At 72.6% G+C, this 22,167-nt stretch carries 19 protein-coding genes; 14 read left to right on the forward strand and 5 right to left on the reverse strand.

Going from position 1 to position 22,167, the window contains the following annotated elements; translation table 11 throughout:
• Positions 1–30: 30 nt before the first annotated feature.
• Positions 31–954: a DUF2510 domain-containing protein gene (locus ACIQRL_RS22080; protein WP_401333893.1), complete on the forward strand. Its 924-nt coding sequence runs from the start codon at positions 31–33 to the stop codon at positions 952–954.
• A 132-nt stretch (positions 955–1,086) separates the two neighbouring features.
• Here ACIQRL_RS22080 and ACIQRL_RS22085 read toward each other — a convergent pair whose 3' ends face one another.
• Both ACIQRL_RS22085 and ACIQRL_RS22090 read right to left on the reverse strand, forming a co-directional pair.
• The gene (locus ACIQRL_RS22085; RefSeq protein WP_401333896.1) at positions 1,087–2,289 is read right to left on the reverse strand and encodes an amino acid deaminase/aldolase; all 1,203 of its coding nucleotides are present in this window, start codon (positions 2,287–2,289) and stop codon (positions 1,087–1,089) included.
• Positions 2,290–3,240: 951 nt separating this feature from the next.
• Complete coding sequence (locus ACIQRL_RS22090) at positions 3,241–3,900, reverse strand: hypothetical protein (protein WP_401333899.1); 660 nt, start codon at positions 3,898–3,900, stop codon at positions 3,241–3,243.
• A 1,045-nt stretch (positions 3,901–4,945) separates the two neighbouring features.
• On the opposite strand from ACIQRL_RS22090, the gene ACIQRL_RS22095 reads away from it, so the two are divergent.
• Positions 4,946–5,779: a hypothetical protein gene (locus ACIQRL_RS22095; RefSeq protein WP_401333902.1), complete on the forward strand. Its 834-nt coding sequence runs from the start codon at positions 4,946–4,948 to the stop codon at positions 5,777–5,779.
• Entirely contained in the window at positions 5,776–7,182 is a 1,407-nt protein-coding gene (gene mycP, locus ACIQRL_RS22100) for a type VII secretion-associated serine protease mycosin (RefSeq protein WP_401333905.1), read from the forward strand. The genes ACIQRL_RS22095 and mycP overlap by 4 nt, the downstream gene beginning before the upstream one ends.
• A 195-nt stretch (positions 7,183–7,377) precedes the next feature.
• Here the strand turns inward: mycP and ACIQRL_RS22105 are convergent, their stop codons facing one another.
• Positions 7,378–8,349: a serine hydrolase gene (locus tag ACIQRL_RS22105; RefSeq protein WP_401333907.1), complete on the reverse strand. Its 972-nt coding sequence runs from the start codon at positions 8,347–8,349 to the stop codon at positions 7,378–7,380.
• Between the two features lie 149 nt (positions 8,350–8,498).
• On the opposite strand from ACIQRL_RS22105, the gene ACIQRL_RS22110 reads away from it, so the two are divergent.
• A complete protein-coding gene (locus ACIQRL_RS22110; protein ID WP_401333910.1) occupies positions 8,499–9,230 on the forward strand; it encodes an SseB family protein in 732 nt (243 codons plus the stop codon).
• A gap of 54 nt (positions 9,231–9,284) precedes the next feature.
• Here the strand turns inward: ACIQRL_RS22110 and ACIQRL_RS22115 are convergent, their stop codons facing one another.
• The gene (locus tag ACIQRL_RS22115; RefSeq protein WP_401333913.1) at positions 9,285–9,641 is read right to left on the reverse strand and encodes a DUF1844 domain-containing protein; all 357 of its coding nucleotides are present in this window, start codon (positions 9,639–9,641) and stop codon (positions 9,285–9,287) included.
• 444 nt (positions 9,642–10,085) lie between these two features.
• Here ACIQRL_RS22115 and infC point away from each other — a divergent pair, with 444 nt between their 5' ends.
• From infC to ACIQRL_RS22165, 10 genes are all read left to right on the forward strand, one after another.
• Entirely contained in the window at positions 10,086–10,847 is a 762-nt protein-coding gene (infC, locus tag ACIQRL_RS22120; protein ID WP_401334466.1) for a translation initiation factor IF-3, read from the forward strand.
• 106 nt (positions 10,848–10,953) lie between these two features.
• Complete coding sequence (gene rpmI, locus ACIQRL_RS22125) at positions 10,954–11,148, forward strand: 50S ribosomal protein L35 (RefSeq protein ID WP_006374321.1); 195 nt, start codon at positions 10,954–10,956, stop codon at positions 11,146–11,148.
• Positions 11,149–11,244: 96 nt separating this feature from the next.
• Positions 11,245–11,628 carry a 50S ribosomal protein L20 gene (rplT, locus tag ACIQRL_RS22130; RefSeq protein ID WP_328454349.1) on the forward strand — a complete coding sequence of 128 codons (384 nt, stop codon included), beginning with the start codon at positions 11,245–11,247 and terminating at the stop codon, positions 11,626–11,628.
• 266 nt (positions 11,629–11,894) lie between these two features.
• On the forward strand, positions 11,895–12,755 hold the full coding sequence (locus ACIQRL_RS22135) for a TrmH family RNA methyltransferase (protein ID WP_401333916.1): 861 nt from the start codon (positions 11,895–11,897) through the stop codon (positions 12,753–12,755).
• Positions 12,756–12,808: 53 nt separating this feature from the next.
• Positions 12,809–13,981, forward strand: coding sequence for an ATP-binding protein (locus tag ACIQRL_RS22140; RefSeq protein ID WP_401333919.1), 1,173 nt, complete (start codon positions 12,809–12,811; stop codon positions 13,979–13,981).
• Positions 13,982–14,163: 182 nt separating this feature from the next.
• Positions 14,164–15,291: a phenylalanine--tRNA ligase subunit alpha gene (gene pheS / locus ACIQRL_RS22145; protein ID WP_401333921.1), complete on the forward strand. Its 1,128-nt coding sequence runs from the start codon at positions 14,164–14,166 to the stop codon at positions 15,289–15,291.
• The gene (gene pheT, locus ACIQRL_RS22150) at positions 15,291–17,795 is read left to right on the forward strand and encodes a phenylalanine--tRNA ligase subunit beta (RefSeq protein WP_401333923.1); all 2,505 of its coding nucleotides are present in this window, start codon (positions 15,291–15,293) and stop codon (positions 17,793–17,795) included. Before pheS ends, pheT begins: the two co-directional genes overlap by 1 nt.
• A gap of 329 nt (positions 17,796–18,124) precedes the next feature.
• Positions 18,125–19,372 (forward strand): PP2C family protein-serine/threonine phosphatase, encoded by a 1,248-nt coding sequence (locus tag ACIQRL_RS22155; protein WP_401333926.1) that lies wholly within the window; start codon positions 18,125–18,127, stop codon positions 19,370–19,372.
• Between the two features lie 375 nt (positions 19,373–19,747).
• Positions 19,748–21,088, forward strand: a complete 1,341-nt coding sequence (locus tag ACIQRL_RS22160; RefSeq protein ID WP_401333928.1) for a transcriptional regulator — start codon at positions 19,748–19,750, stop codon at positions 21,086–21,088.
• A gap of 163 nt (positions 21,089–21,251) precedes the next feature.
• Positions 21,252–21,797: an NUDIX domain-containing protein gene (locus tag ACIQRL_RS22165; protein ID WP_401333930.1), complete on the forward strand. Its 546-nt coding sequence runs from the start codon at positions 21,252–21,254 to the stop codon at positions 21,795–21,797.
• 43 nt (positions 21,798–21,840) lie between these two features.
• Here ACIQRL_RS22165 and ACIQRL_RS22170 read toward each other — a convergent pair whose 3' ends face one another.
• Positions 21,841–22,098, reverse strand: a complete 258-nt coding sequence (locus ACIQRL_RS22170) for a hypothetical protein (protein ID WP_401333933.1) — start codon at positions 22,096–22,098, stop codon at positions 21,841–21,843.
• Positions 22,099–22,167 lie beyond the last annotated feature (69 nt).

The following is a 22,167-nucleotide window of genomic DNA, read 5'->3' on the forward strand; positions in this document are numbered from 1 at the left end:
GCTCGTCCCGGCACGTCCTAGAGTGCCGGGATGAGCATGTCGCCTCCGCCCGGCTGGTACCGCGACCCGTCGTACCCGCTCGTCGAACGCTGGTGGGACGGAGCCGCGTGGACCGAGCACCGCCGTCAGCCCGAGGTACCCCAACAGCCCCTCGTGCAGACCCGGTCGCCCAGCGGTGGCGGCTCCGGCCGGGCCAAGGCCGTGGCGCTCGGGACGGCGGCCGTGGTCCTCGTCGCCGCGATCGTCACGGGCGCCGTGCTGCTGCGCCACGACGACGACGGTGGCGGCCAGGCCGCGACACAGACCACGCCGGCCGTCGCGTCTCCCGCGGTGACCGACGGCCCGTCCCCGTCATCGGGCGGCCCCTCGCCGTCGGCCGGCGACCGGTCCGTCGTCACGGACGAACTCGACGGCATCACCTTTCCGGTTCTCGACGGCTGGGCACGACCGCAGTACGTCGTCGACCACGACACGGTGCTGACGACCCCGGGCACCTACGAGTGTCCGGGCGACCCCGGCCTGTGCCGGCACGGCCGGGTCGTCTCGCGCACGGCCACGGCCACCGATGTGACGTCCCCGAAGGCCCTCGCCGAGGGGGACATCGAGGACGCCGTCGACAGCGCGTACGGCCACGACGTCGTCGGCAGCCGCCCCTTCCGGGGGGTCACCTCCCACCGGCTGATGACGTCCGGCTCGGTCGCCGTCGCCGGGCGCGCCGGATACTTCGTGCGCTGGCAGGTCAAGACCGGTGTGGGGCCCGGGGGTTACGTCGAGTCGCTGGCCTTCCCGTCCAGCGTGGGCTCGCAGTCCCCGGTCATCGTCCGCTTCGCCTTCGACGCCGGCGCCGACGGGCCGCCGCTGTCCGACATGGACCGGATCACCGAGGGGATCCGGTCGGTCGGCGAGAAGGACGCGGGCGGCGGTGTGGGCAGCAGCATCGACCCGTCCAAGTGAACGCTGACCACCCGTCCCGGTGACGGTCGTCCCAGCCACCCGGTTGTAAGGCTGTACGGCGGCTGTCCGGCCACCCGGTTACCGGGAGCGGGCCGCCCCCGCCTGATCGGCGGAGACGCGGCCCTCACCGGCTCAGAGGAAGGTGTGGCCCTCTCCGCGATAGGTCGGGACGGTGGCCGTGACCGTATCGCCCTCGACCAGGTGGAGCGTGTCGAACCGCTCACACAGCTCACCGGCCTTCGCGTGCCGGAACCACACCTTGTCGCCGATCAGCAGATCGTCCGCCGGGGAGCCGAGCAGCGGGGTCTGTACCTCGCCGGGACCCTCCTGGGGGTCGTACGACAGCCCTTCCGGCAGATACGGGACGGGCAGCCGGTCCGCGCCCGCGGCCCCGGACGCGGGATATCCGCCGCCCAGCACGGTCACCACACCCACGCCCGGGCGGCGCACGACGGGCTGGGCGAACAGCGCGGCCGGGCGTCCGCTGAAGGACGTGTAGTTGTCGAAGAGCCTCGGCACATAGAGCCCCGACCCGGCCGCGATCTCGGTGACCGCGTCCTCGGCAGCCGTGTGCTGGACGCTGCCGGTGCCGCCGCCGTTGACGAATGCGAGGTTCGGCTCCACGGCCCGGACCGCACGGACGACCTCCGCGCGCCGCTGGGCGAGCTCCTTGCGGGCGGTGGCCTGCATCAGCCGCACGGCACGCGAGCGCAGCGGCCGTCCCGAGATCGCGTCGCCGACGCCGGCGATGTGGCCCTCGTAGGCCATGATCCCCACCAGTTCGAACCCGGGAGCGCGGACGACGGCACGGGCCATGTCGGCCACCTGGGCGGGGGAGTGCAGCGGTGAACGCAGCGCTCCGACCCTGACCCGGCCGCCGAACAGCTTGAGCGAGGTGTCCAGCTCCAGACAGACCCGCACGACCTCGGTGCCCCCCTGGCGTGCCTCGTCTATGAGACGGAGCTGCGCCGGGTCGTCGACCATGACGGTCACCGCGGCGGCGAGCTTGGGGTCGGCGGTCAGTTCGGCGTAGCTCTTGCGGTCCGCCGACGGATAGGCGAGCAGGACGTCGTCGAAACCGGACCTGGCCAGCCAGAGCGATTCGGCGAGGGTGAAGGACATGATCCCCGCGAAGCCGTCCCGGCCCAGGACGCGTTCCAGGAGGGTGCGGCAGCGGACGGACTTGCTGGCGACACGGATCGGCTTGCCGCCGGCCCTGCGGACGAGGTCGTCCGCGTTCGCGTCGAAGGCATCCAGGTCCACGATCGCGACGGGGGCGTCGAGGTGAGCGGTGGCCCGGTCATAGCGGGCCCTGTCGGCGGCACGGGCAGTCATGAGCGAAGACTGCCAGACTCGATTACCGCAGGGTAGGGGGACGTTCCGGGCAGATGCCCCGGCGCCTCGTACTGGTTCCCGCCGGACGCGCGTCAACCCGTAGAGTGACGCGGACGCAGGGAGGAACGACCTTGCTCCGGTGGGCGCTGCCCGGGGGTGACGGTCCACCGGTGCGGGTATGCGTGCCCGTGGCGAACCTCCGGCGCGCAGACGAAACGGCTCGCCGAGTTCGGGGGCGGCCGACAGCCCGGTACGAGGAAACGGGGGGTGCATGAGTACGGAAGCGCGGCGTGCCTCGAATCCCCAGCGCCCCACCGCCTCGTCCGCCGGGTCCCCGCAGCCTTCCCGGACCCCACCGGCGCCGGCCCACCCTCCGCTGCCGTCGACTCCTCCGGTCCCGGCGGACCGGTCCGCCGGGACGACGCCGCCCGGGGGACCGGCTCCCTCGCAGCCGCTCCGGTCGCCCGGGCCGTCCCTTTCGGGCGGGGAGGACTGGTCTGCCGAGGATCCCCCGCCGACCCCGCAGGGTTCCCCGTCCGGGTCCGGACAAGCCGCTTCCGGCCGCGCCGCCGCGGTGCCGCCGCGCCCCGCGAGCCCGCCCCGGGGGGCGGCTCCGTCGGTGCCGCCCCAGCCGGTCGGGCCCCCGTCGACGCGGGAGTGGCCCGGTTCGCCGGCCGGACGATCCGCGGCCGGAGACGGGTTCGAATTCTCCGGCGAGGGTTCCGTACCGACGTCCACCCCGACTCCCTCGTCGGCTCCGGCGTCGACGCCGGAGCCGGCTTCGACTCCTTCGACCCCGGCTGCCGCTTCCGGGCCGGCGTCCGCGCAGGGACCCGTACGGGGCTCGCGGGTGCCTTCGCCGCCGCGGTCCTTCGACTTCTTCGACATGTCGACAGAAGCGGACGAAACGTCCGGCACGACGAATGCCGCGAGGCCCGCTTCACCTTCCGGTCAGGTGCCCCCTTCCTCGGATGCGTCGACGCCCCCGCGTCCTGCCCGCAGGCCGGGATCGGCCTCGCCCGGCACGCCGGGGTTCGCGTCGCCCGGTGGGCCGGGGTCTGCCGCGCCCGGTGCGTCGAGGTTCTCCGCGCCTGTCGCGCCGCGGGCCGCCTCCACCGGTGCCACCGGGGCGGCCGCGCCTGGTCTGCCGGGGTCGGCTTCGTTCGGTGGGTCGGAATCTGCCTCGGCCGGTGGGCCGGGATCCGCCGTGCCCGGTGTCACGGGCCCCGTCTCGTCCGGCGGGGCGATGCCGGGCTCGTCCGGCGCTCCGGGGGCCGCGTCGAGGGGTACGCCGGGATCTGCGGACCCTGCCGCGTCGGGGTCTGCCTCGGCCGGTGGGCCGGGATCCGCCGTGCCCGGCGCTCCCGGGTCTGCTTCGCCTGCCGCGCCGGCGTCCGTCTCGCCCGGTAGGCCGTGGTCCAGCTCGTCCGCCAGGGCGGGGGCAGCGGCGTCCGGGACGACCGGCACCTCACCGTCCGGCGCGCAGCGCCCGACGGCGCCGGCCACCGCACCGCGCGCCACCTCGGAAACCGCCTCGTACGGCTCCGCGGCATCCCCCTCGGAGCGCCCGGCCCCGCCGTCGGCGGCCTCGGAGCGCTCCGCGTCGGGCACCGCTCCCCAGGGTTCCGCATCCGCGTCCCGGCCGGAGGCCCGGCGCTACCCCCACCTGCGCCCCGAGGCGGGGCCGGAGTCGTCGACCCCGCCGCCCCCGGCGGCCTCCGCACGCTTCCCTGACGTGCCGCCCGCGCCCGCCGAGCCGGTGCGTCCCGGTGCGGCGCCGCACACCGACGGACCGTCACGGCCCGGCGGGACGCAGCGCCCTGGACAGCGCCCCGCCCGGCTGTCGCACCCCGCCGAGCCGCAGCGCCCGTCCGAGCCTCGGGGCGCCTTCGAGCCCCCGCGTCCTTCCGCGTCCCCGGGCTCCTCCGAGCCCTCGCGGGCCGCTGAATCCCCACGCGTCTTCGAGCCCCCGCGCCCTTCCGGGTCCCCGCGGGCCGCTGAATCCCCACGCGTTTTCGAGCCCCCGCGGCCCTCCGGGTCCCCGGGCTCCTCCGAGCCCTCGCTGGCCGCGGAACCGCCACGCGTCTTCGAGCCCCCGCGGCCCTCCGGGTCCCCGCGGTCCGCCGAACCGCCACGCGCCTTCGAGCCCCCGCGGCCCTCCGGGTCCCCGGGCTCCTCCGAGCCCTCGCTGGCCGCGGAACCGCCACGCGCCTTCGAGTCCGCGCGGCCCTTCGATTCCTCGCTCCCGTCCCAGCCCTCACGGGCTGCCGACCCCTCGCGCTCGGCCCAGTCTTCGCGGTCCGCCGACCCCTCTCGCCCGCCGCAACCTTCGCGGCCGGCCGATCCGGCGCGCCCGCTCCCATCGTCACGGCCCACCGATCCCTCGCGCCCGGCCCAGCCCTCACGGCCCGCCGATCCCTCGCGCCCCTCCCGGCCCCCACGTCTCGGCGATCCCCTGCGTTCGTCCGAGGCCGCCGCGTCCGGGCGGGCCGGAGGGGCGGGGCAGGTCCCCGTTTCCGGGGAGCGGGTCGCTGAGGCGAGCCGGGGGCTGCCGTCCGGGCGCTTCGAGCAGTCCGTGCCCTCCCTTGTGTCCTCTGCCGCCACACCCCCGTTCACCCCGTCGGCGCCGGCAGCGCCCACCGGGGGAGCCCCGGGTGTGGAGCGCCCCTTCGTGACGTTCGGGGAGCCCGAGACGTACGCCGGTGACACCGCGCGGACGCGTTCGCTCCGAGGGCGGGGCCGGTCCCGTACCGTGGCCGCCGCTGCCTGTGTCGTCCTCGGACTCGGGCTCATCGGCGGTGCGGTGACCGGGAGTTGGCTCACCGGCGACACCACGGACGGACCCGGTTCGCCTGGTGCCTTCGCGGCGGCCGGAGCACTCTGGCACACCGTGCCCGTGGACCGGCTCTTCCCGCCGACCGTGCGCGGCGACGGAGCGGGCCCCGGCGGTTCCGACCGCTCCTGGACGCGGATCGCCGTCGCCCCGGACGCCGGCTGCAAGGACGCCTTCGACCCGCTGCTGCGTCAGGCTCTCGCCCCCGTCGGCTGCCTGCGGCTGCTGCGTGCCACCTACGTGGACGCGACCCGGAGTCATGTCACCACCGTCGGCCTGCTGTTCACGAAGGCGGACGCGGCGGGCATGACGGCCCTGAAGGCCCGCTTCCGCAAGGACGGCCTGGACCGGCGCGCCGACCTGCTGCCCCGCCCCTACGCGGCGAAGGGCACCGACGCCGAGGGCTTCGGCAAGGCACAGCGCGCCTCCTGGACCGAGTCGGTCCTCACGGACGCCCCCGTCGTCGTGTACGCGGTCTCCGGGTTCGCCGACGGCCGCGCGGTCGCCACCCCGCAGCCCGCGGCCGACGCGATGAAGCCGGACTCGACCACGGCAGCCGCCCAGGCGGGCCTGGGCCACGAGGCGCAGGGCCTCGCCGACCGGGTCGAGCGAGGCCTCCGCAAGACCGTCACCTCGGCCACGGAGAAGCCGTCATGAGCCGCAACGCCGACCCCGCCCGCCGAATTCAGCAGACCGGCACGCCCATGGCGACCGGCACACCCGGCATGCCCAACGCGACCGGCACGCCCGGCATGTCCGGAGCGACGACCTCGGCTTCGGAGAGCGCCCAGGTCGGCCCGATCCCGATGCCGGACCCGCCCGGCGCGGCCCCCGCCACCGGCAACGCCCGGCGTCTCCGCGCGGCCCTCGCGGTCCGCGGGCCCCGGCTCTCCCGCAGGTCCGGCGCCCTCGCCGCACTCCTCGCCGCCTCCCTCGCCCTGGTGCCCTCGACCGCCGCGCACGCCGACGGCATACGGGCCCAGCAGTGGGGCCTCGACGCGATGCACACGCAGCAGGCGTGGCGTACGACCAAGGGCAAGGGCATCACCGTCGCCGTCCTCGACACCGGCGTCGACTCCCGGCACCCGGACCTGGCGGGCAACGTGCTGGCCGACAAGGACCTGGTCGGGTTCGGCGCGAGCCGCGGTGACCGGGCCTGGGCCCGGCACGGCACCGCCATGGCGGGCATCATCGCCGGGCACGGCCACGGGCCGGGTGACGCCAACGGCATCATGGGCATCGCCCCGGAGGCGAAGATCCTGCCCGTCCGCGTCATCCTCGAAGACGGTGACCCGGCGCGCTCGAAGGCCCGTAACACCCGGGGCAACGCGCTCGCCGAGGGCATTCGCTGGGCCGCCGACCACGGCGCCGACGTCATCAATCTCTCCCTGGGAGACGACTCCAAGTCCGCCCACCCCGAGCCCGCCGAGGACGAAGCCGTCCAGTACGCGCTGAAGAAGGGTGCCGTCGTCGTCGCCTCGGCCGGCAACGGCGGGGAGAAGGGCGACCACATCTCGTACCCCGCCGCCTACCCCGGCGTGATCGCGGCGACCGCCGTCGACCGCTACGGAACCCACGCCTCCTTCTCCACCCGCCGCTGGTACGCCACCGTCAGCGCCCCGGGCGTCGATGTCGTCATCGCCGACCCGGACGACCGGTACTACGAGGGCTGGGGCACCAGCGCGGCGTCCGCTTTCGTCTCCGGCGCGGTCGCGCTCATCAAGGCCGCCCACCCGGGGCTGTCCCCGGCCCAGATCAAGCAGCTCCTGGAGGACACCGCCCGCAACGTTCCCTCCGGGGGCCGCGACGACTCCCGCGGCTTCGGCTTCATCGACCCCGCCGCCGCCATCAAGGCCGCCGGCCGGCTCAAGCCGCAGGGCCTCAAGTCCGCTGCGTACGCCCAGAAGTACTTCGGCAAGGGCCCCGACACCCCGGACAGCGGCGGCAGTTCGGCCGACTGGGCCGGTCCCGTCGCGGGCGCCCTGGGGCTGGCCCTGCTCGGGGCGGCGGTGTTCCTGTGGCGCGGACGCAGAGACCCGCACCCGTTCGGCCGGCCTTAGGACCGTCGACCGGCCTTGGGACCGCCTTAGGACCTGTCCGGCCGAATCACGCCGCAGACGCGGGGGCCGGCCCGCGCGTCCGCGGCGCCGTCGTCCTCCTGCGACCCGATCGGCCGGACCGCCCTGGCCGCGAGCGCCGTTCGCGGTCGGCCCCCGGACTTCCCCGTACGCGGGGAACCCCGTGAGCCCGCGCTCTCAGTCCTCGGCCGTGTCCTGGAACGCCGACAGCGCGGCCTTCGACACCGCCTCCACCAGCGAAATGCCCTTCGCCTGCGTGGAGTTCCCGTTCGACAGGGCCGCCACCAGATAGGCGTGGCCGTCGACCGAGATCCGCCCGATGCTGTTGATGTCCCACAGCCCGGTCGTGCTGCGGGCCAACCACCCGTTCTTCAGGGCCCATGGAGAGTCGTCGTCGGCGGCGGCCGACACCCCCCACTGCTGGTCGGTCTCGATCGCGCCCATGAGCCCCTGGAGATAGGACCGCGAGGTCTTGCTCAGTTTCGATGCGTCCCCGAACACCTGGCGCAACAAGGCGAGTTGGTCGCTCGCCGTGGTCTGCGTCAGCCCCCACAGCTCGCCGTCGCCGCCCTCCGTGTCCTTCAGACCGAAGCGCTTGTTCGCGGCGTCCAGGCCGTCGGCCCTGCCGATCGCGGTCCACAGCGCGGTCGCCGACGCGTTGTCGCTGTTCTCGATCATCGCCGTGGCGTACGTCCTCTCCTGCGCGGTGAGATGCCGGTCCGCGTCCTGCGCCTGGAGCAGCAGCGCGGCCAGGATGTTCACCTTGACGATGCTCGCGGTGTCGAAGGCGGCGTCACCGTGGGCGGCGCTCTCACCGGAGTCGACGTCGAGGACGGCGACCGAGGTCCGCACGCCGTCCGCCACCGTCACCGACTTCAGCGCCTTCGCGAGCAGCGCGTCCCGGTCCACGGAGGGCTCCGCCACGGGTTCCACCGATGCCTCCTCGCTCACGGACGGCGACGAAGAGGGCGACGCCGACGCCGACGCCGCCGACGATACGGCGGCCGGGCCGTCGTGCGCCTGTGCCTTCATGTACACGGTCCCGGCCGCCGTGGCGCCGACGAGGACGACCGAGGCCACCGCGACGGAGAGGAGAGGCTTGCGTCGGGAGGGCCGGGCGCGACGCCCGTGTGCTCTGTGACGGTCCATCCGGTGATGCTGGACGGCCGGGCTGTGTCCGCGGTTAGACCCGTGTTAGAGGTGTGTCAGGGGATACTGAGAAACTCATGAGTTCCGTCAACTCCGGGTTTCAGGGGCCGCACAAGCGCAGGAGCATCCCCCCGATAGGGTCGGGGACCGTGGCGAACAAGAACATTCCCGACCCCGGCTTCCCCGACGACGACGGATCCGCCGACCCCCGGCTGAGCGCGGCGCTCGCCGCCTGGTCCGCGGACCGCACCGCCGTACCGCCGGTCCTGGAGGCGCTCAGGAGCGCCCGGCTGCTCGTGCCCGTCGTGGCGATTCTCGGCGAGGTCGAGGAGGACGAGAACGGGCTGCGCCGCGAGAAGACCAGTGACATGGCGGTGCCCACGCTCAAGGCCGGGAACCGCACGGCCCTGCCCGCCTTCACGTCCACGGACTCGCTGGCCCGCTGGGACCCCGAGGCCCGCCCCGTCGCCGCACGACTGGGTCAGGTCCTGGAGGCCGCGGCGCACGAGAAGGCCGACACGATCGTGCTGGACCTGGCCGGGCCCGTGTCCTACCAGCTCACGGGGTCCGCCCTGCTGGCGCTCGCCGAGGGACGTACGACCGCCGACCCGCTCGCCGATCCCGCCGTGGTCGAGGCGGTACGGGCCGCGGTCGCCGCCGAGCCCCTGGTGGTCCGCGCCCATCTCGGCCCCGGTCCGGCGGACGGAACCCTCGCCCTCGTGCTCGACGCGTCGGCCGCCCCCGCGGAGACCGCCCGCGCGGTGGCCCAGCGGCTCGCGGCCGACGAAACACTGAGGGCCCGCCTGGTGCGCGGCCTCGACCTGGCACTTCTGCCGGCCGAGGCGGCGCCTCCGGGCGAGCCCCTGTACGTACGCGGGTAGGTACGCGGGTACGGGCGCGGACAGGTCCGTGTCCGTACCGACGTACGGATCGGGTCAGCCGTAGACGGGACCCGTGTACTTCTCGCCGGGGCCCTGGCCCGGCTCGTCGGGAACGAGCGAGGCCTCGCGGAAGGCGAGCTGGAGCGACTTCAGACCGTCGCGCAGCGGTGCCGCGTGGAAGGAGCTGATCTCGGTCGCGCTCGCGTCGAGCAGCCCGGCGAGCGCGGTGACCAGCTTGCGCGCCTCGTCCAGGTCCTTGTACGCGTCGCCCTCCTCGGTGAGACCGAGCTTCACGGCGGCGGCGCTCATCAGGTTCACGGCGACCGTCACGATGACCTCGACCGCGGGGACCTCGGCGATGTCGCGGGCCATGGTGTCGTAGTCGGGGTTCTGGGGAGGGGTGTCACTCATGCCCCACACGATAGGCCCCGGCACGCGCGCCCCCGTCCGCGGGAGTCTCCGCGGGGGCCGAGGGGGCGCTCCGCCGGGTCCGCCGGAGCTTCCTCCGGGGTGTTCCGCCCGGTGAGAGGCGGTGAGGAGGCCGCCGGTTAGCGCGTACCCGGCGGAACTGCTAACCTTGTGTAACGACCGGCCGGACACATGTGCCCGGCCCACAAGTGGAGGCTCCGATCTCCCACCCGACTGTCCTCCGGGACGGCGGGTCATCCGGTCAGGCGGCCGCCATCGTTCCGTACGGACGATGGAGTCGCCCGAATGTGCGCCCCGCGGTTGACCGCGGCGGTGCTCCGGTTATTCATGGAGCCCCGCCTGTGTCCCGTCCGGGGCATTTTTCGTGCCCTGCGGTGGTTGGTCTACATGTCATCAGAGACATACGCGGCTGTCCGCCAGACCGCCGTGTGGTGCTACCGAGGAGGATCCATCAGCACCGAGCCCCGCATCAACGACCGGATTCGCGTTCCCGAAGTGCGACTTGTCGGTCCCAGCGGCGAGCAGGTCGGGATTGTTCCGCTTGCCAAGGCCCTTGAGCTTGCTCAGGAGTACGACCTCGACCTGGTCGAGGTGGCGGCGAGCGCTCGCCCGCCCGTCTGCAAGCTCATGGACTACGGGAAGTTCAAGTACGAGTCGGCCATGAAGGCCCGTGAGGCGCGCAAGAACCAGGCGCACACGGTCATCAAGGAAATGAAGCTCCGGCCGAAGATCGACCCGCACGACTACGACACCAAAAAGGGTCACGTCGTCCGGTTCCTCAAGCAGGGCGACAAGGTCAAGATCACGATCATGTTCCGTGGTCGCGAGCAGTCCAGGCCGGAGCTCGGCTACCGACTGCTGCAGCGTCTCGCCACGGACGTCGAGGATCTCGGGTTCATCGAGTCGAACCCGAAGCAGGACGGCCGAAACATGATCATGGTTCTCGGTCCGCACAAGAAGAAGACCGAGGCGATGGCCGAAGCCCGTGAGGCTCAGGCGGCTCGCAAGGCGGAAGCGAAGGCCAACCCGGGTCGCTCGCAGAACGCCGCCGACGATGACATCGCCGACGGTGAGCTCACCGAAGACGAGCTCACCGAGGACGAGCTCACCGAGGACGAGTCCACTGAGGACGAGTCCACCGAGGCCGAGTCCGTCGAGGCCCCGGCCGAGGCATCCGCCGAGGCCTGATCCCAGGGCGCATGTCCCGGGATGGCAATCCATACATATGACGTTCCACCGTGCCCGGTCCAGCGACCGGGCACCGGAACGCCACTGACGAGGAGAGAACGGCGCTATGCCGAAGAACAAGTCGCACAGCGGTGCCAGCAAGCGCTTCAAGATCACCGGCTCCGGCAAGGTGCTCCGTGAGCGTGCCGGCAAGCGCCACCTGCTCGAGCACAAGTCGTCCCGCGTGACGCGTCGTCTCACCGGCACCGCCGAGATGGCCCCGGGCGACGCCGCGAAGATCAAGAAGCTTCTCGGCAAGTGACGTACCGGCGCCCAGCGCGCCGTACGTCTGCACCGGGACCCAATCGATTTCGGGTCGTGTGAGTCCAACCACGGCCCCGCTACAAGGAGTTAAAAAGTGGCACGCGTCAAGCGGGCAGTAAACGCCCACAAGAAGCGCCGGGCAATCCTCGAGGCGGCCTCCGGCTACCGCGGTCAGCGTTCGCGCCTGTACCGCAAGGCCAAGGAGCAGGTCACCCACTCGCTGGTCTACAACTACAACGACCGCAAGAAGCGCAAGGGCGACTTCCGTCAGCTGTGGATCCAGCGCATCAACGCTGCGGCCCGCCAGAACGGCATGACGTACAACCGCCTCATCCAGGGTCTGAAGGCCGCCAACATCGAGGTGGACCGCAAGATCCTCGCTGAGCTGGCCGTCAACGACGCCAACGCGTTCACCTCGCTCGTCGAGGTCGCGAAGAAGGCGCTGCCGTCGGACGTCAACGCGCCGAAGGCCGCGTGACGCTGCGCTGGCTCTGAGCCGATGTGACGAAAGGACCCGCAGGTTTTCAGACCTGCGGGTCCTTTGCTGCTGACCCCACGGGTAGTCGTTCGGGTGCGGGCCGTCGGGGGCAGGCCGGTCGCTCCCCCGAGTTCGCGGCTCCGCTCGAACAGGGGGGACCCCCATCGCGGCGGAGCCGCGGATCGACAGGGCCCCGCGCCCCCGGGGGGGGCGGAGTCGCCCCCGCCGCCAAGCGAGCTGCACAGATACCGAAGGTGAACCAGAACATGCCCCCCGCCGACCCCGAGCTGATCTCCCCGCGCTCGCCGCGTGTCCTGGCCGCCCGGCGGCTCGCCAGGCGGACCTTCCGGGGCAAGGACCGGCTGTTCCTCGCCGAGGGGCCGCAGGTCGTCCGGGAGGCCGCCGCGCACCGCTCCGACGGCACCGCCACCCTCGTGGAACTGTTCGCCACGGTCGACGCCGCCGAGCGCTACGCCGACATCATCGGCGACGCCCGCCAGGCCGGCGCGCGGGTGCACCTCGCCGAAGAGCAGGTCATCGCCGACATCTCCACGACCGTCACCCCGCAGGGTCTCGTCGGGATCTGCCGCTTCCTCGACACCCCCTTCGAGGACATCCTCAAGGCCGCACCCAAACTCGTCGCCGTCCTCGCGCACGTGCGCGACCCCGGGAACGCCGGCACCGTGCTGCGCTGCGCCGACGCCGCGGGCGCCGACGCCGTCGTCCTCACCGACGCGTCCGTGGACCTCTACAACCCCAAGGCCGTACGGGCCTCCGTCGGGTCGCTGTTCCATCTGCCCGTCGCCGTCGGCGTGCCCGTCGAGCAGGCCGTGGCGGGACTCAAGGACGCGGGCGTCCGCATTCTCGCCGCCGACGGCGCGGGCGAGGACGACCTCGACGACGAGCTCGACAAGGGCACCATGGGCGGCCCCACCGCCTGGGTGTTCGGCAACGAGGCCTGGGGGCTTCCGGAGGAGACCCGCGCGCTGGCCGACGCGGTCGTGCGCGTTCCGATCCACGGAAAGGCCGAGAGCCTGAACCTGGCCACGGCCGCGGCCGTATGTCTCTACGCGTCCGCCCGTGCACAGCGCGCCTCCACAGGGTGCCGTTCCGTCACCGGCAGCTAGTAGGGTGACGGGCTCGGGGGCCCTCTGCGCCAGACGAGAGGTGGGGTACGGGGATGAGTGTCGGCACGGGCGGTGCCCAGAGCGCGCTGCGAGCACGAGACGTGCGCGGCACATCCGCGTCCCGGCACGATGACACCGCCGGAGCCGGTCCCGGTCTCGGCATAGACCCCGACGACCTGCCCGACGGAATCGTCGTCGCCGACGAACACGGCCGGGTCATCTGCTTCAACGCCGCCGCCGCCCGGATCACCGCGGTCCCCGCCGCCGAGGCCCTCGGCCGCCGGCTCGAATCGGCGCTCCCCCTGGAGGACCTGGAAGGCCGCCGCTGGTGGCAGCTGACCGACCCGTACGGCGGTCTCGCCATCCGCAACAGCCAGCCCGAGCGGAACCTGCTGCTGCCCGGCGGCCGTGAGGTCCTCGTCTCCGCGCGGTATGTGCGGACCCGGCCCACCGGACCGGTCCGCCGGGTCGTCGTGTGTCTGCGCGACACCGAGGCCCGCCGCCGCACCGAGCGCAGCCACGCCGAGCTGATCGCCACGGTCGCCCACGAACTGCGCTCGCCGCTCACCTCCGTCAAGGGCTTCACCGCGACCTTGCTCGCCAAGTGGGAACGCTTCACCGACGACCAGAAGAAGCTGATGCTGGAGACCGTCGACGCCGACGCGAACCGCGTCACCCGGCTCATCGCCGAGCTCCTCGACATCTCCCGCATCGACTCCGGGCGCCTCGAACTGCGGCGCCAGCCCGTCGACATAGGCGCCGCCGTCGGCCGGCACATCCAGGCGTACGTCGCCTCGGGCCAGCCCGCCGACCGTTTCCTGCTGCGCATCGAGCAGCCCCTGCCCGACCTCTGGGCCGACCCCGACAAGGTCGACCAGGTGCTCAGCAACCTGATCGAAAATGCGGTGCGGCACGGCGAGGGAACCGTCACCATTGACGTGGCACCCTCGGCCTCCCCGCGTGAGCGGGACGACGAGGGCACGGCGAGCGCCGTCACGTCGGTCACCGTGAGCGACGAGGGCGCCGGAATCCCGGAGGAGTCCATGAACCGCGTCTTCACCCGCTTCTGGCGGGGCAGCAAGCGCGGCGGCACCGGCCTCGGGCTCTACATCGTCAAGGGCATCGTCGAAGCCCACGGCGGTTCCATCACCGTCGGACGTGCCCCCGGCGGGGGCGCCGAGTTCCGATTTACGTTGCCCGTGGGCACCCCGGCGTATCTTCTGTAACGCCGCAGCGGCCCCCACGGGCTCATCCGCACGGGAGCACCGCGAGGACGCCCAGTCCTGGGCAGGCCCCCACCCCCGTTAGACTCGGCCTTTGGCACCTTTGCGTCCACTCATCTGCGGACGATGCGTCTCCGAGTCGATGACGGGGACCCTCAGCCAGCCAACCGGAAGCACGGGAAGAGATGTCGGCACCTAATAAGTCGTACGACCCTGTAGAGGTCGAGGCCTTGAAACCGGAAGAGATCGAGCGCATGCGGGACGAGGCGCTCGCCGCCTTCGCGGCCGCCGGTGACCTCGACGCACTCCAGGAGGCCAAGGTCGCCCACACCGGCGGCACCTCTCCGCTGGCCCTCGCCAACCGCGAGATCGGCGCGCTGCCCCCGCAGGCCAAGGCCGCGGCCGGCAAGCTCGTCGGCCAGGCCCGCGGCGCCGTGAACAAGGCCCTCGCAGCCCGCCAGACCGAGCTGGAGGCCGACCGCGACGCCCGCGTACTGGTCGAGGAGGCGGTGGACGTCACACTGCCCTACGACCGCGTACCGGCCGGCGCCCGGCACCCGCTGACCACCATGATGGAGCGGGTCGCGGACGTCTTCGTGTCCATGGGATACGAGGTCGCCGAGGGCCCCGAGGTCGAGGCGGAGTGGTTCAACTTCGACGCCCTCAACTTCACGCCCGACCACCCGGCCCGGCAGATGCAGGACACCTTCTTCGTCCAGGGCCCCCAGGGCACGGAAGGCGACGAGTCCGGTGTCGTGCTGCGCACCCACACCTCGCCGGTGCAGGCCCGCGCCCTGCTCGACCGGGAGCCGCCCGTCTACGTCGTGTGCCCCGGCCGCGTCTACCGCACGGACGAGCTCGACGCCACGCACACCCCGGTCTTCCACCAGATCGAGCTGCTGGCCGTCGACGAGGGCCTGACCATGGCCGACCTCAAGGGCACCATGGACCACATGGTCCAGTCGCTCTTCGGCTCGGACATGAAGACCCGGCTGCGCCCGAACTACTTCCCCTTCACCGAGCCGTCCGCCGAGATGGACATGCTCTGCTACGTCTGCAAGGGCGAGTCCGTCGGCAACCCCGACCGTCCCTGCCGGACCTGCTCCTCCGAGGGCTGGATCGAGCTCGGCGGCTGCGGCATGGTCAACCCGCGGGTGCTGGTCGCCTGTGGCGTCGACCCGGAGAAGTACAGCGGGTTCGCCTTCGGGTTCGGCATCGAACGGATGCTGATGTTCCGTCACAACGTAGAAGACATGCGAGACATGGTCGAGGGTGACGTCCGGTTCACCCGGCCGTTCGGGATGGAGATCTGATGCGGGTCCCGCTTTCTTGGCTGCGGGAGTACGTCGACCTGCCGGCGACGGAGACCGGGCGCGACGTCCAGGCCAAGCTCATTTCGGCAGGCCTCGAGGTCGAGACGGTCGAGCCGCTCGGCGCCGACCTCAAGGGCCCCCTGGTCGTCGGCCAGGTGCTCACCATCGAGGAACTGACGGAGTTCAAGAAGCCCATCCGCTTCTGCACCGTCGACGTCGGCACCGCCAACGGCACCGGTGAGCCCCAGGAGATCGTCTGCGGCGCCCGCAACTTCGCCGTCGGCGACAAGGTCGTCGTGGTGCTGCCCGGCGCCGTGCTGCCCGGCAACTTCGCGATCGCCGCGCGCAAGACGTACGGCAAGACCTCGCACGGCATGATCTGCTCCGGCGACGAACTGGGCATGGGCGACGACGGCTCCGGCGGCATCATCGTGCTGCCGCCGGAGACGGAGCCCGGCACCGACGCGATCGAGCTGCTCCAGCTCGTCGACGAGGTCCTCGACATCGCCGTCACGCCCGACCGCGGCTACGCCCTGTCGCTGCGCGGCGTGGCCCGCGAGGCCGCCATCGCGTACGGCCTGCCGCTGCGCGACCCCGCGCTGCTCGACGTACCGGCCCCGAACGCGTTCGGCTACCCGGTGCAGATCTCCGACCCCATGGGCTGCGACCGCTTCACCGCCCGTACGGTGACCGGCCTCGACCCCGACGCGCAGTCCCCGATCTGGCTGCGGCGCCGGCTGCAGAAGGCCGGCATGCGCCCGGTCTCGCTCGCCGTCGACATCACCAACTACGTGATGCTGGAGCTCGGCCAGCCCCTGCACGCCTACGACCGCAGCCGCGTCCAGGGCACCATCGGCGTGCGCCGGGCCGAGCAGGGCGAGAAGCTCACCACCCTCGACGGCGTCAAGCGCACGCTGGACGCCGGAGACCTGGTGATCACCGACGACCGCGGCCCCATCGGCCTCGCGGGCGTCATGGGCGGCGCCAACACGGAGATCGACGACACCGAGGGCACCACCACCGAGGTCGTCATCGAGGCCGCGCACTTCGACGCGATCTCGATCGCCCGCACGGCCCGCCGTCACAAGCTGGCCTCCGAGGCGTCCAAGCGCTTCGAGCGCGGCGTCGACCCGCAGGCCGCCTCCGCGGCGGCCCAGCGGACCGTCGACCTGCTCGTGCTCCTCGCGGGCGGCACCGCCGACGCCGGGGTCACCGAGGTGATCGCGCCGTCCGCGCCGCACACCATCACCATCCCGGCGAACCACCCGGACAAGGTGGCCGGTGTCGACTACGGCCGCGAGACCGTCGTCCGCCGCCTCCAGCAGGTCGGCTGCGACGTCTACGGCCAGGACGAGCTGATCGTCACCGTGCCGTCCTGGCGGCCCGACCTGACGGACCCGAACGACCTCGCGGAAGAGGTCATCCGCCTGGAGGGCTACGAGAACCTGCCCTCCACGCTGCCCAAGCCCCCGGCGGGCCTCGGCCTCACCGACCGGCAGCGGCTGCACCGCCGGATCGGCCGCGCGCTGGCCGGTGCCGGATACGTCGAGGCGCTGAACTACCCGTTCATGGGCGAGCACGTCCTCGACCAGTTCGGCCTGGCCGACGACGACCCGAAGCGCAAGGTCGTCAAGCTGGTCAACCCGCTCTCCGACGAGGAGCCCGCGCTCCGTACGACGCTGCTGCCGGGCCTGCTGCACGCCCTGCGCCGCAACGACGGACGCGGCAGCCACGACCTGGCGCTCTTCGAGACCGGCCTGGTCTTCCACCCCCGGGAGGAACTGCGCGTCGCCGGGCGGCTGCCCGTCGACCGCCGTCCCACCGACGAGGAGATCGCGTCCCTGACGGCCGCGCTTCCCGTCCAGCCCCGGCACGCCGCCGTCGTCCTCGCGGGCGCCCGCGAGCAGGCCGGCTGGTGGGGCAAGGGCCGCCCGGCCGACTGGGCCGACGCGATCGAGGCCGCGCGCACCCTGGCCCGCGAGGCGGGGACCGAACTCCTCGTCCGCTCCGGCCAGTACGGGCCGTGGCACCCGGGCCGCTGCGCCGAACTCGCGGTCGTCGTGGACGGCGCGGAGCAGGTCATCGGGTACGCCGGTGAGCTGCACCCCGGTGTGCTGAAGACGCTGGGCCTGCCCGCGCGCACCTGCGCGATGGAGCTGGACCTGGACGCGCTGGAGCGGGCGAGCTCGGGCCACCCCAAGGGCCCGAAGATCTCGACCTTCCCGGTCGCCACGCAGGATGTCGCGCTGGTCGTCGACAAGACCGTCCCGCACAGGGACGTCGAGGCGGCGCTGCACGAGGGCGCGGGTGAACTCCTGGAGTCCATCCGGCTGTTCGACGAGTACGAGAGCGAGCAGCTCGGCGAGGACAAGAAGTCCCTCGCCTACGCGCTGCGGTTCCGTGCCGCCGACCGCACGCTGACCGTCGACGAGGCCTCCGCGGCCCGCGACGCGGCGGTGGCGCTGGCCGCCGAGCGCACGGGAGCCGTGTTGCGCGGAGCCTAGGAACTCCACCGGCCGTGCCGGGGAACTGTGCGCCGTTCGGTGGCCGCGGATCGTTCGTGGCCGGGCGCGCGGTTCCCCGCTGCCGTTTTCCAGGGGTTCCCGGCGCCCGTTTCCAGGGGGTCCAGGCGCCCGGGCGCCGGGCCTTTCCGGGCTTCCGACGAGGGCTTCCGCAGCTCCCGCCTGCATAAATGCGCGTGTCCGAAGACACCTCACTCATTCGGGTGACATGTCCGGGAGGTCGACCCGGCCGGGTCGGGCGCTCGACAGAATCGGACCGGTCTCTCCGAGGCCCGTCTGTGCTGTCAGTGCCTATTGGGGGGCCAATCGGCATGATCCGTATCAAGACCGGGGCTCCCCGCAGGGCCACCCTCCGGACACCTTCGCGGAACGCGGCCAGGGCGGTCCTCGGGCCGCGGCGTCGGCGTGACCGGCTGAGGGCCGGATTCGCCCGCGCGGTGCGCGGCCGCAGACCCCGTATCGGGTTCACCCGTGAGGGGTGCGGAGGCGGCACACGCGGCGGCCTTGGCGACCGGGTCCGGCGCACCGCCGGCCGGCCGCCGCTGCGCCGGGCGGTGAACCTGGGGCTGCCCGCGGTCTGGGGCGCGCTGGCGATCTCGTACAAGATGGCCTGCCCGCTCGCTCCGCAGAACGGGCTCGGTGCCCGCATCGTCACCAGCGCCGTCTTCTTCGCGGTCGGCGCCGGTCTGATACTCCACGTCAGAAGAACGCTGCTGCGCGAGCTCCGGCAGATCCGCAAGGTCGCGGGAGCCGCCCAGAACGTCCTGCTGCGCCCGCTCCCACCGCGCATCGACGGGCTGGACTTCGCCGCCGCCCAGCTCTCCGCGGACCACGGCGCGAGCGTCGGCGGCGATCTGTACGAGGCGATCGCCACCGAACACGGAGTGCGCGTCGTGATGGGGGACGTCCGCGGGCACGGACTCGGCGCCCTCGGTACCGTCGCGGCCGTCCTCGGCAGCTTCCGCGAGGCCGCGCACGACGAACCCGAACTCGGCGACGTCCTCAGAAGACTCGAACGGGCGCTGGCCCGGCATCTGCGCGGGCGGGACCGGGCCGAGCAGCTCTCGGCCGCACTCGACCCCGACAGCCCGGCCGCCGAGGAGTTCGTGACCGTCCTGCTCCTGGAGATCCGCGGCGACGGCGAGGTGCGCGCCCTCAACTGCGGCCATCCCTGGCCGTATCTGCTCGGCAGGGGCTGCGTCCGGCCCCTCGTCCGTGCCGAACCGCTGCCCCCGCTCGGGCCGTTCCCGCTCCCGGCCGGTCTCCCGGCCGAACCCTGCGGCCGACTCCGGCCCGGCGAGGGGCTCTTCCTGCACACCGACGGTGTCGAGGACGCACGGGACACCCGGGGGCGGTTCTTTCCGCTGCTCCCGGAGCTCGCGGCGGCCGTCCGCGACGGGCCCGTCGTACCGCAGGCCGTGCTGCGCGCGGTCTTCACCGGGCTGCTGCGCCACACCGGCGGGCGGCCGGACGACGACGTGGCCCTTCTGGTGCTGCACAACGACCGTCGGCCCGTCGCCCTGAAACAGGGCCGCGTATCCCAACACGTGCCTCGCTAGGAGTGGTTGCCTGTGCCTCGCGGGGTCCCGGAGGCGACCGGCCACGGGACCCGCACCCGGACGACCGGGGTCCCGCGGTCGCCCCCGCCGGGCCGGCTCCCGTCCGCCCGGCCACGGAGTGTCGGGCAGGCGGCCGGGCGGACGGCGCGGAGCGGGCCGCCGTACTGTACGAGGGGGAGCCGGCGGCCCGGCCGGCCTCTTGCGAGGCATTTCAGTCAACCGGTGCGAAACTCTCCGCGACAGCGCGCGCACAACACGGATACGGGCATTCCCATCACACCCCGTGTGAAAGGGGACGCACTACTCTCTCTGGTGCGGTCGGGCGCGGCCGGGCACGATCGCGCCGTCGGCAACGAGTCACTCGGGGGGCCTCCCATGCAGCCCAACACTCTGCTCGACGCGATCCTGGACGAGGCGGGCATCTCGCACGCGGGACTGGCCGCCCACGTCAACCAGGCGGGGCGGGCGCGCGGTCTCGCGCTGCGCTACGAACACACCGCCGTGGCACGGTGGTTGAAGGGCCAGCGGCCGCGCGGCCAAGTGCCCGACCTGATCTGCGAAGTGCTCGCGGGACGACTGCACCGTCCCGTCACGCTCGACGACATCGGCCTCGGGGTCCCCGGCGAACCCTCCACCCCGCACGCCGGATCGCTCTCCGGCTTCGTCGAACGAGCCACCGCCCTGTGGCGGTCCGACGAACAGCAGCGCCCGCACATACTCGGCGCCCAGGCCGTCACCGGCACGCCCGCGGTGATGCCCGTGTGGGAGTGGGAGAACCCGCCCGAGGACGTGGACGTCTCACGCGGCGGCCGCCATCACGTCAGCATGGCCGACATCGAGATGCTGCGCGCGGCACGGGCCCACTACGAGCAGATGTACCGCAAGGCCGGGGGCATAGCGACCCGCACCCGGATCGTCGGCTTCCTCAACTCCGAGACCGCGCCCCTGCTCCGCGGCGGCTACACCGACGCCACCGGCCGCCAACTCCACCGCGCCACCGGCGGGTTGGTGGCCATCGCGGGCATCTGCGCCTACGACTCCGACGCGCACGGACTCGCCCAGCGCTACTTCCACCAGGCGCTGCGGCTGGCGAAGGCCAGTGGGGACAGGGGGCTCGGGGCCTACGTCATAGCCCTCCTCGTCAATCAGTCGCTGTTCATGCGCGAGTACCGGCAGGCCGTCGCCTTCGCCGAGGCCGCGCTGCGTGCCGCGGGGCGCCACATCACCCCGGCGCTCGCCTCCGACCTCTACGCGATGCAGGCCAAGGCGTACGCACACCTCGGCGACGGCAGCAGCGCGCTGTCGTGCATACGGCGTGCCGAGCAGGCCGCCGAGCGTATCCGGCGCGGTTACGAGCCCGACGAGACCGGCTATGTCCAGCCGGGACTGGTCAACGTACAGGTGGCGGAGGCGCTGCTCAGCCTCGGCGACCTGGTGGCGGCGGCGGAGCACGCCACGGCTGCCGTCGACACTCCCGCGCACGACCGGGGGCGCGTGCACCGGCTGGCCATGCTCAGCCAGATCGAACTGCGCCAGGGCAACGCCGACAAAGCGGTGGCGACGGCCGTCCAAATGGCGGAGCAGGCACGGGGGATGGAGTCCCAGCGGCTGCGCGACAGACTTCGCGCGGTACGCGAGCATCTGGTGCGCAGCGGTTGTGCGGGCACGACCGAGGCCGCCGAACTCATCGACGGCGCACTGCGCGTACCGCTGTAGAGACCCCTCGCGTAGCCCCCTCACCAGCCGTACCGGAACGCCGGCCACCGTTTTGCCGGACCGTGTTCACCGCCCCTGCGCTGCGCACCGACCCCTGTGAGCCCTGCTGCCAGGACGCCGCTGCTGCGATATTGCCATCTACTCGGCGGAAGGTGGCAGAACCGTGCAGTGGACGAAGCAGAACGAACAAACTGTGTATGAAAACCGCTGGTTCAGTGTCAATCTCGCAGATGTGGAGCTGCCGGACGGACGGCATCTCGATCACTTCCTGATCCGGCTGCGGCCCGTCGCCGTGGCCACGGTGGTGAACGAGGCCAACGAGGTACTGCTCCTGTGGCGGCACCGCTTCATCACCGACAGCTGGGGATGGGAGCTGGCGGCGGGCGTCGTGGAGGACGGCGAGGACATCGCCGCGGCGGCGGCCCGCGAACTGGAGGAGGAGACCGGCTGGCGGCCGGGACCCCTGCGGCATCTGATGAGTGTCGAGCCCTCCAACGGGCTCACCGACGCCCGGCATCACATCTACTGGGCCGACGAGGGCGCGTACATCGGACACCCTGTGGACGACTTCGAGTCCGACCGCCGGGAATGGGTTCCCCTGAAGCTCGTTCCCGACATGGTCGCCCGCGGTGAGGTCCCGGCCGCCAACATGGCGGCCGCGTTGCTCCTCCTCCACCATCTCAGGCTGGGGCAGGACACGTTGCCCTGATCGGTTCCCCCGTACGGTCCCCTTGGGGCCGGGGCGACAGGTCCTAGTGGCCCAGGGCCTGCCAGACCGCGACGGTCAGTGCGCCCACGGCCGCGACGACGGCGACGGTGGGCAATGGCCAGCGGGTGTGTTCCAGCGCGACGATCCGTGTGCTGAGGTCATCCAGATCCTTGGCCGTCTGGTCGTCGCGCTGAGTGAGCAGGGCCAGTCCTCCCTCGATGCGGGTGAACCCCACTTCGAGAGACCGGCGTAACTCCGCGAGTTCCTTCGGCGCCACGGGATGCTGGGGGTCGGCGGTCACGAGTCCGCTCCTTTCCGTAGTCGGCACATCCCTTGTCCGTGCACGGAAAGTCAACTCGCCTGGTGGGCG

Source organism: Streptomyces sp. NPDC091209, assembly GCF_044757755.1.
In the GTDB taxonomy this organism is placed as follows: Bacteria; Actinomycetota; Actinomycetes; order Streptomycetales; family Streptomycetaceae; genus Streptomyces.

Coding starts and splice junctions, on each gene's coding strand:
- ACIQRL_RS22105 (WP_401333907.1), bottom strand. CDS start 8,349: ATGGACCGTCACAGAGCACACGGGCGTCGCGCCCGGCCCTCCCGACGC.
- ACIQRL_RS22115 (WP_401333913.1), bottom strand. CDS start 9,641: ATGAGTGACACCCCTCCCCAGAACCCCGACTACGACACCATGGCCCGC.
- ACIQRL_RS22155 (WP_401333926.1), top strand. CDS start 18,125: ATGATCCGTATCAAGACCGGGGCTCCCCGCAGGGCCACCCTCCGGACA.
- ACIQRL_RS22140 (WP_401333919.1), top strand. CDS start 12,809: ATGAGTGTCGGCACGGGCGGTGCCCAGAGCGCGCTGCGAGCACGAGAC.
- ACIQRL_RS22160 (WP_401333928.1), top strand. CDS start 19,748: ATGCAGCCCAACACTCTGCTCGACGCGATCCTGGACGAGGCGGGCATC.
- mycP (WP_401333905.1), top strand. CDS start 5,776: ATGAGCCGCAACGCCGACCCCGCCCGCCGAATTCAGCAGACCGGCACG.
- pheS (WP_401333921.1), top strand. CDS start 14,164: ATGTCGGCACCTAATAAGTCGTACGACCCTGTAGAGGTCGAGGCCTTG.
- ACIQRL_RS22085 (WP_401333896.1), bottom strand. CDS start 2,289: ATGACTGCCCGTGCCGCCGACAGGGCCCGCTATGACCGGGCCACCGCT.
- rpmI (WP_006374321.1), top strand. CDS start 10,954: ATGCCGAAGAACAAGTCGCACAGCGGTGCCAGCAAGCGCTTCAAGATC.
- ACIQRL_RS22080 (WP_401333893.1), top strand. CDS start 31: ATGAGCATGTCGCCTCCGCCCGGCTGGTACCGCGACCCGTCGTACCCG.
- ACIQRL_RS22135 (WP_401333916.1), top strand. CDS start 11,895: ATGCCCCCCGCCGACCCCGAGCTGATCTCCCCGCGCTCGCCGCGTGTC.
- pheT (WP_401333923.1), top strand. CDS start 15,291: ATGCGGGTCCCGCTTTCTTGGCTGCGGGAGTACGTCGACCTGCCGGCG.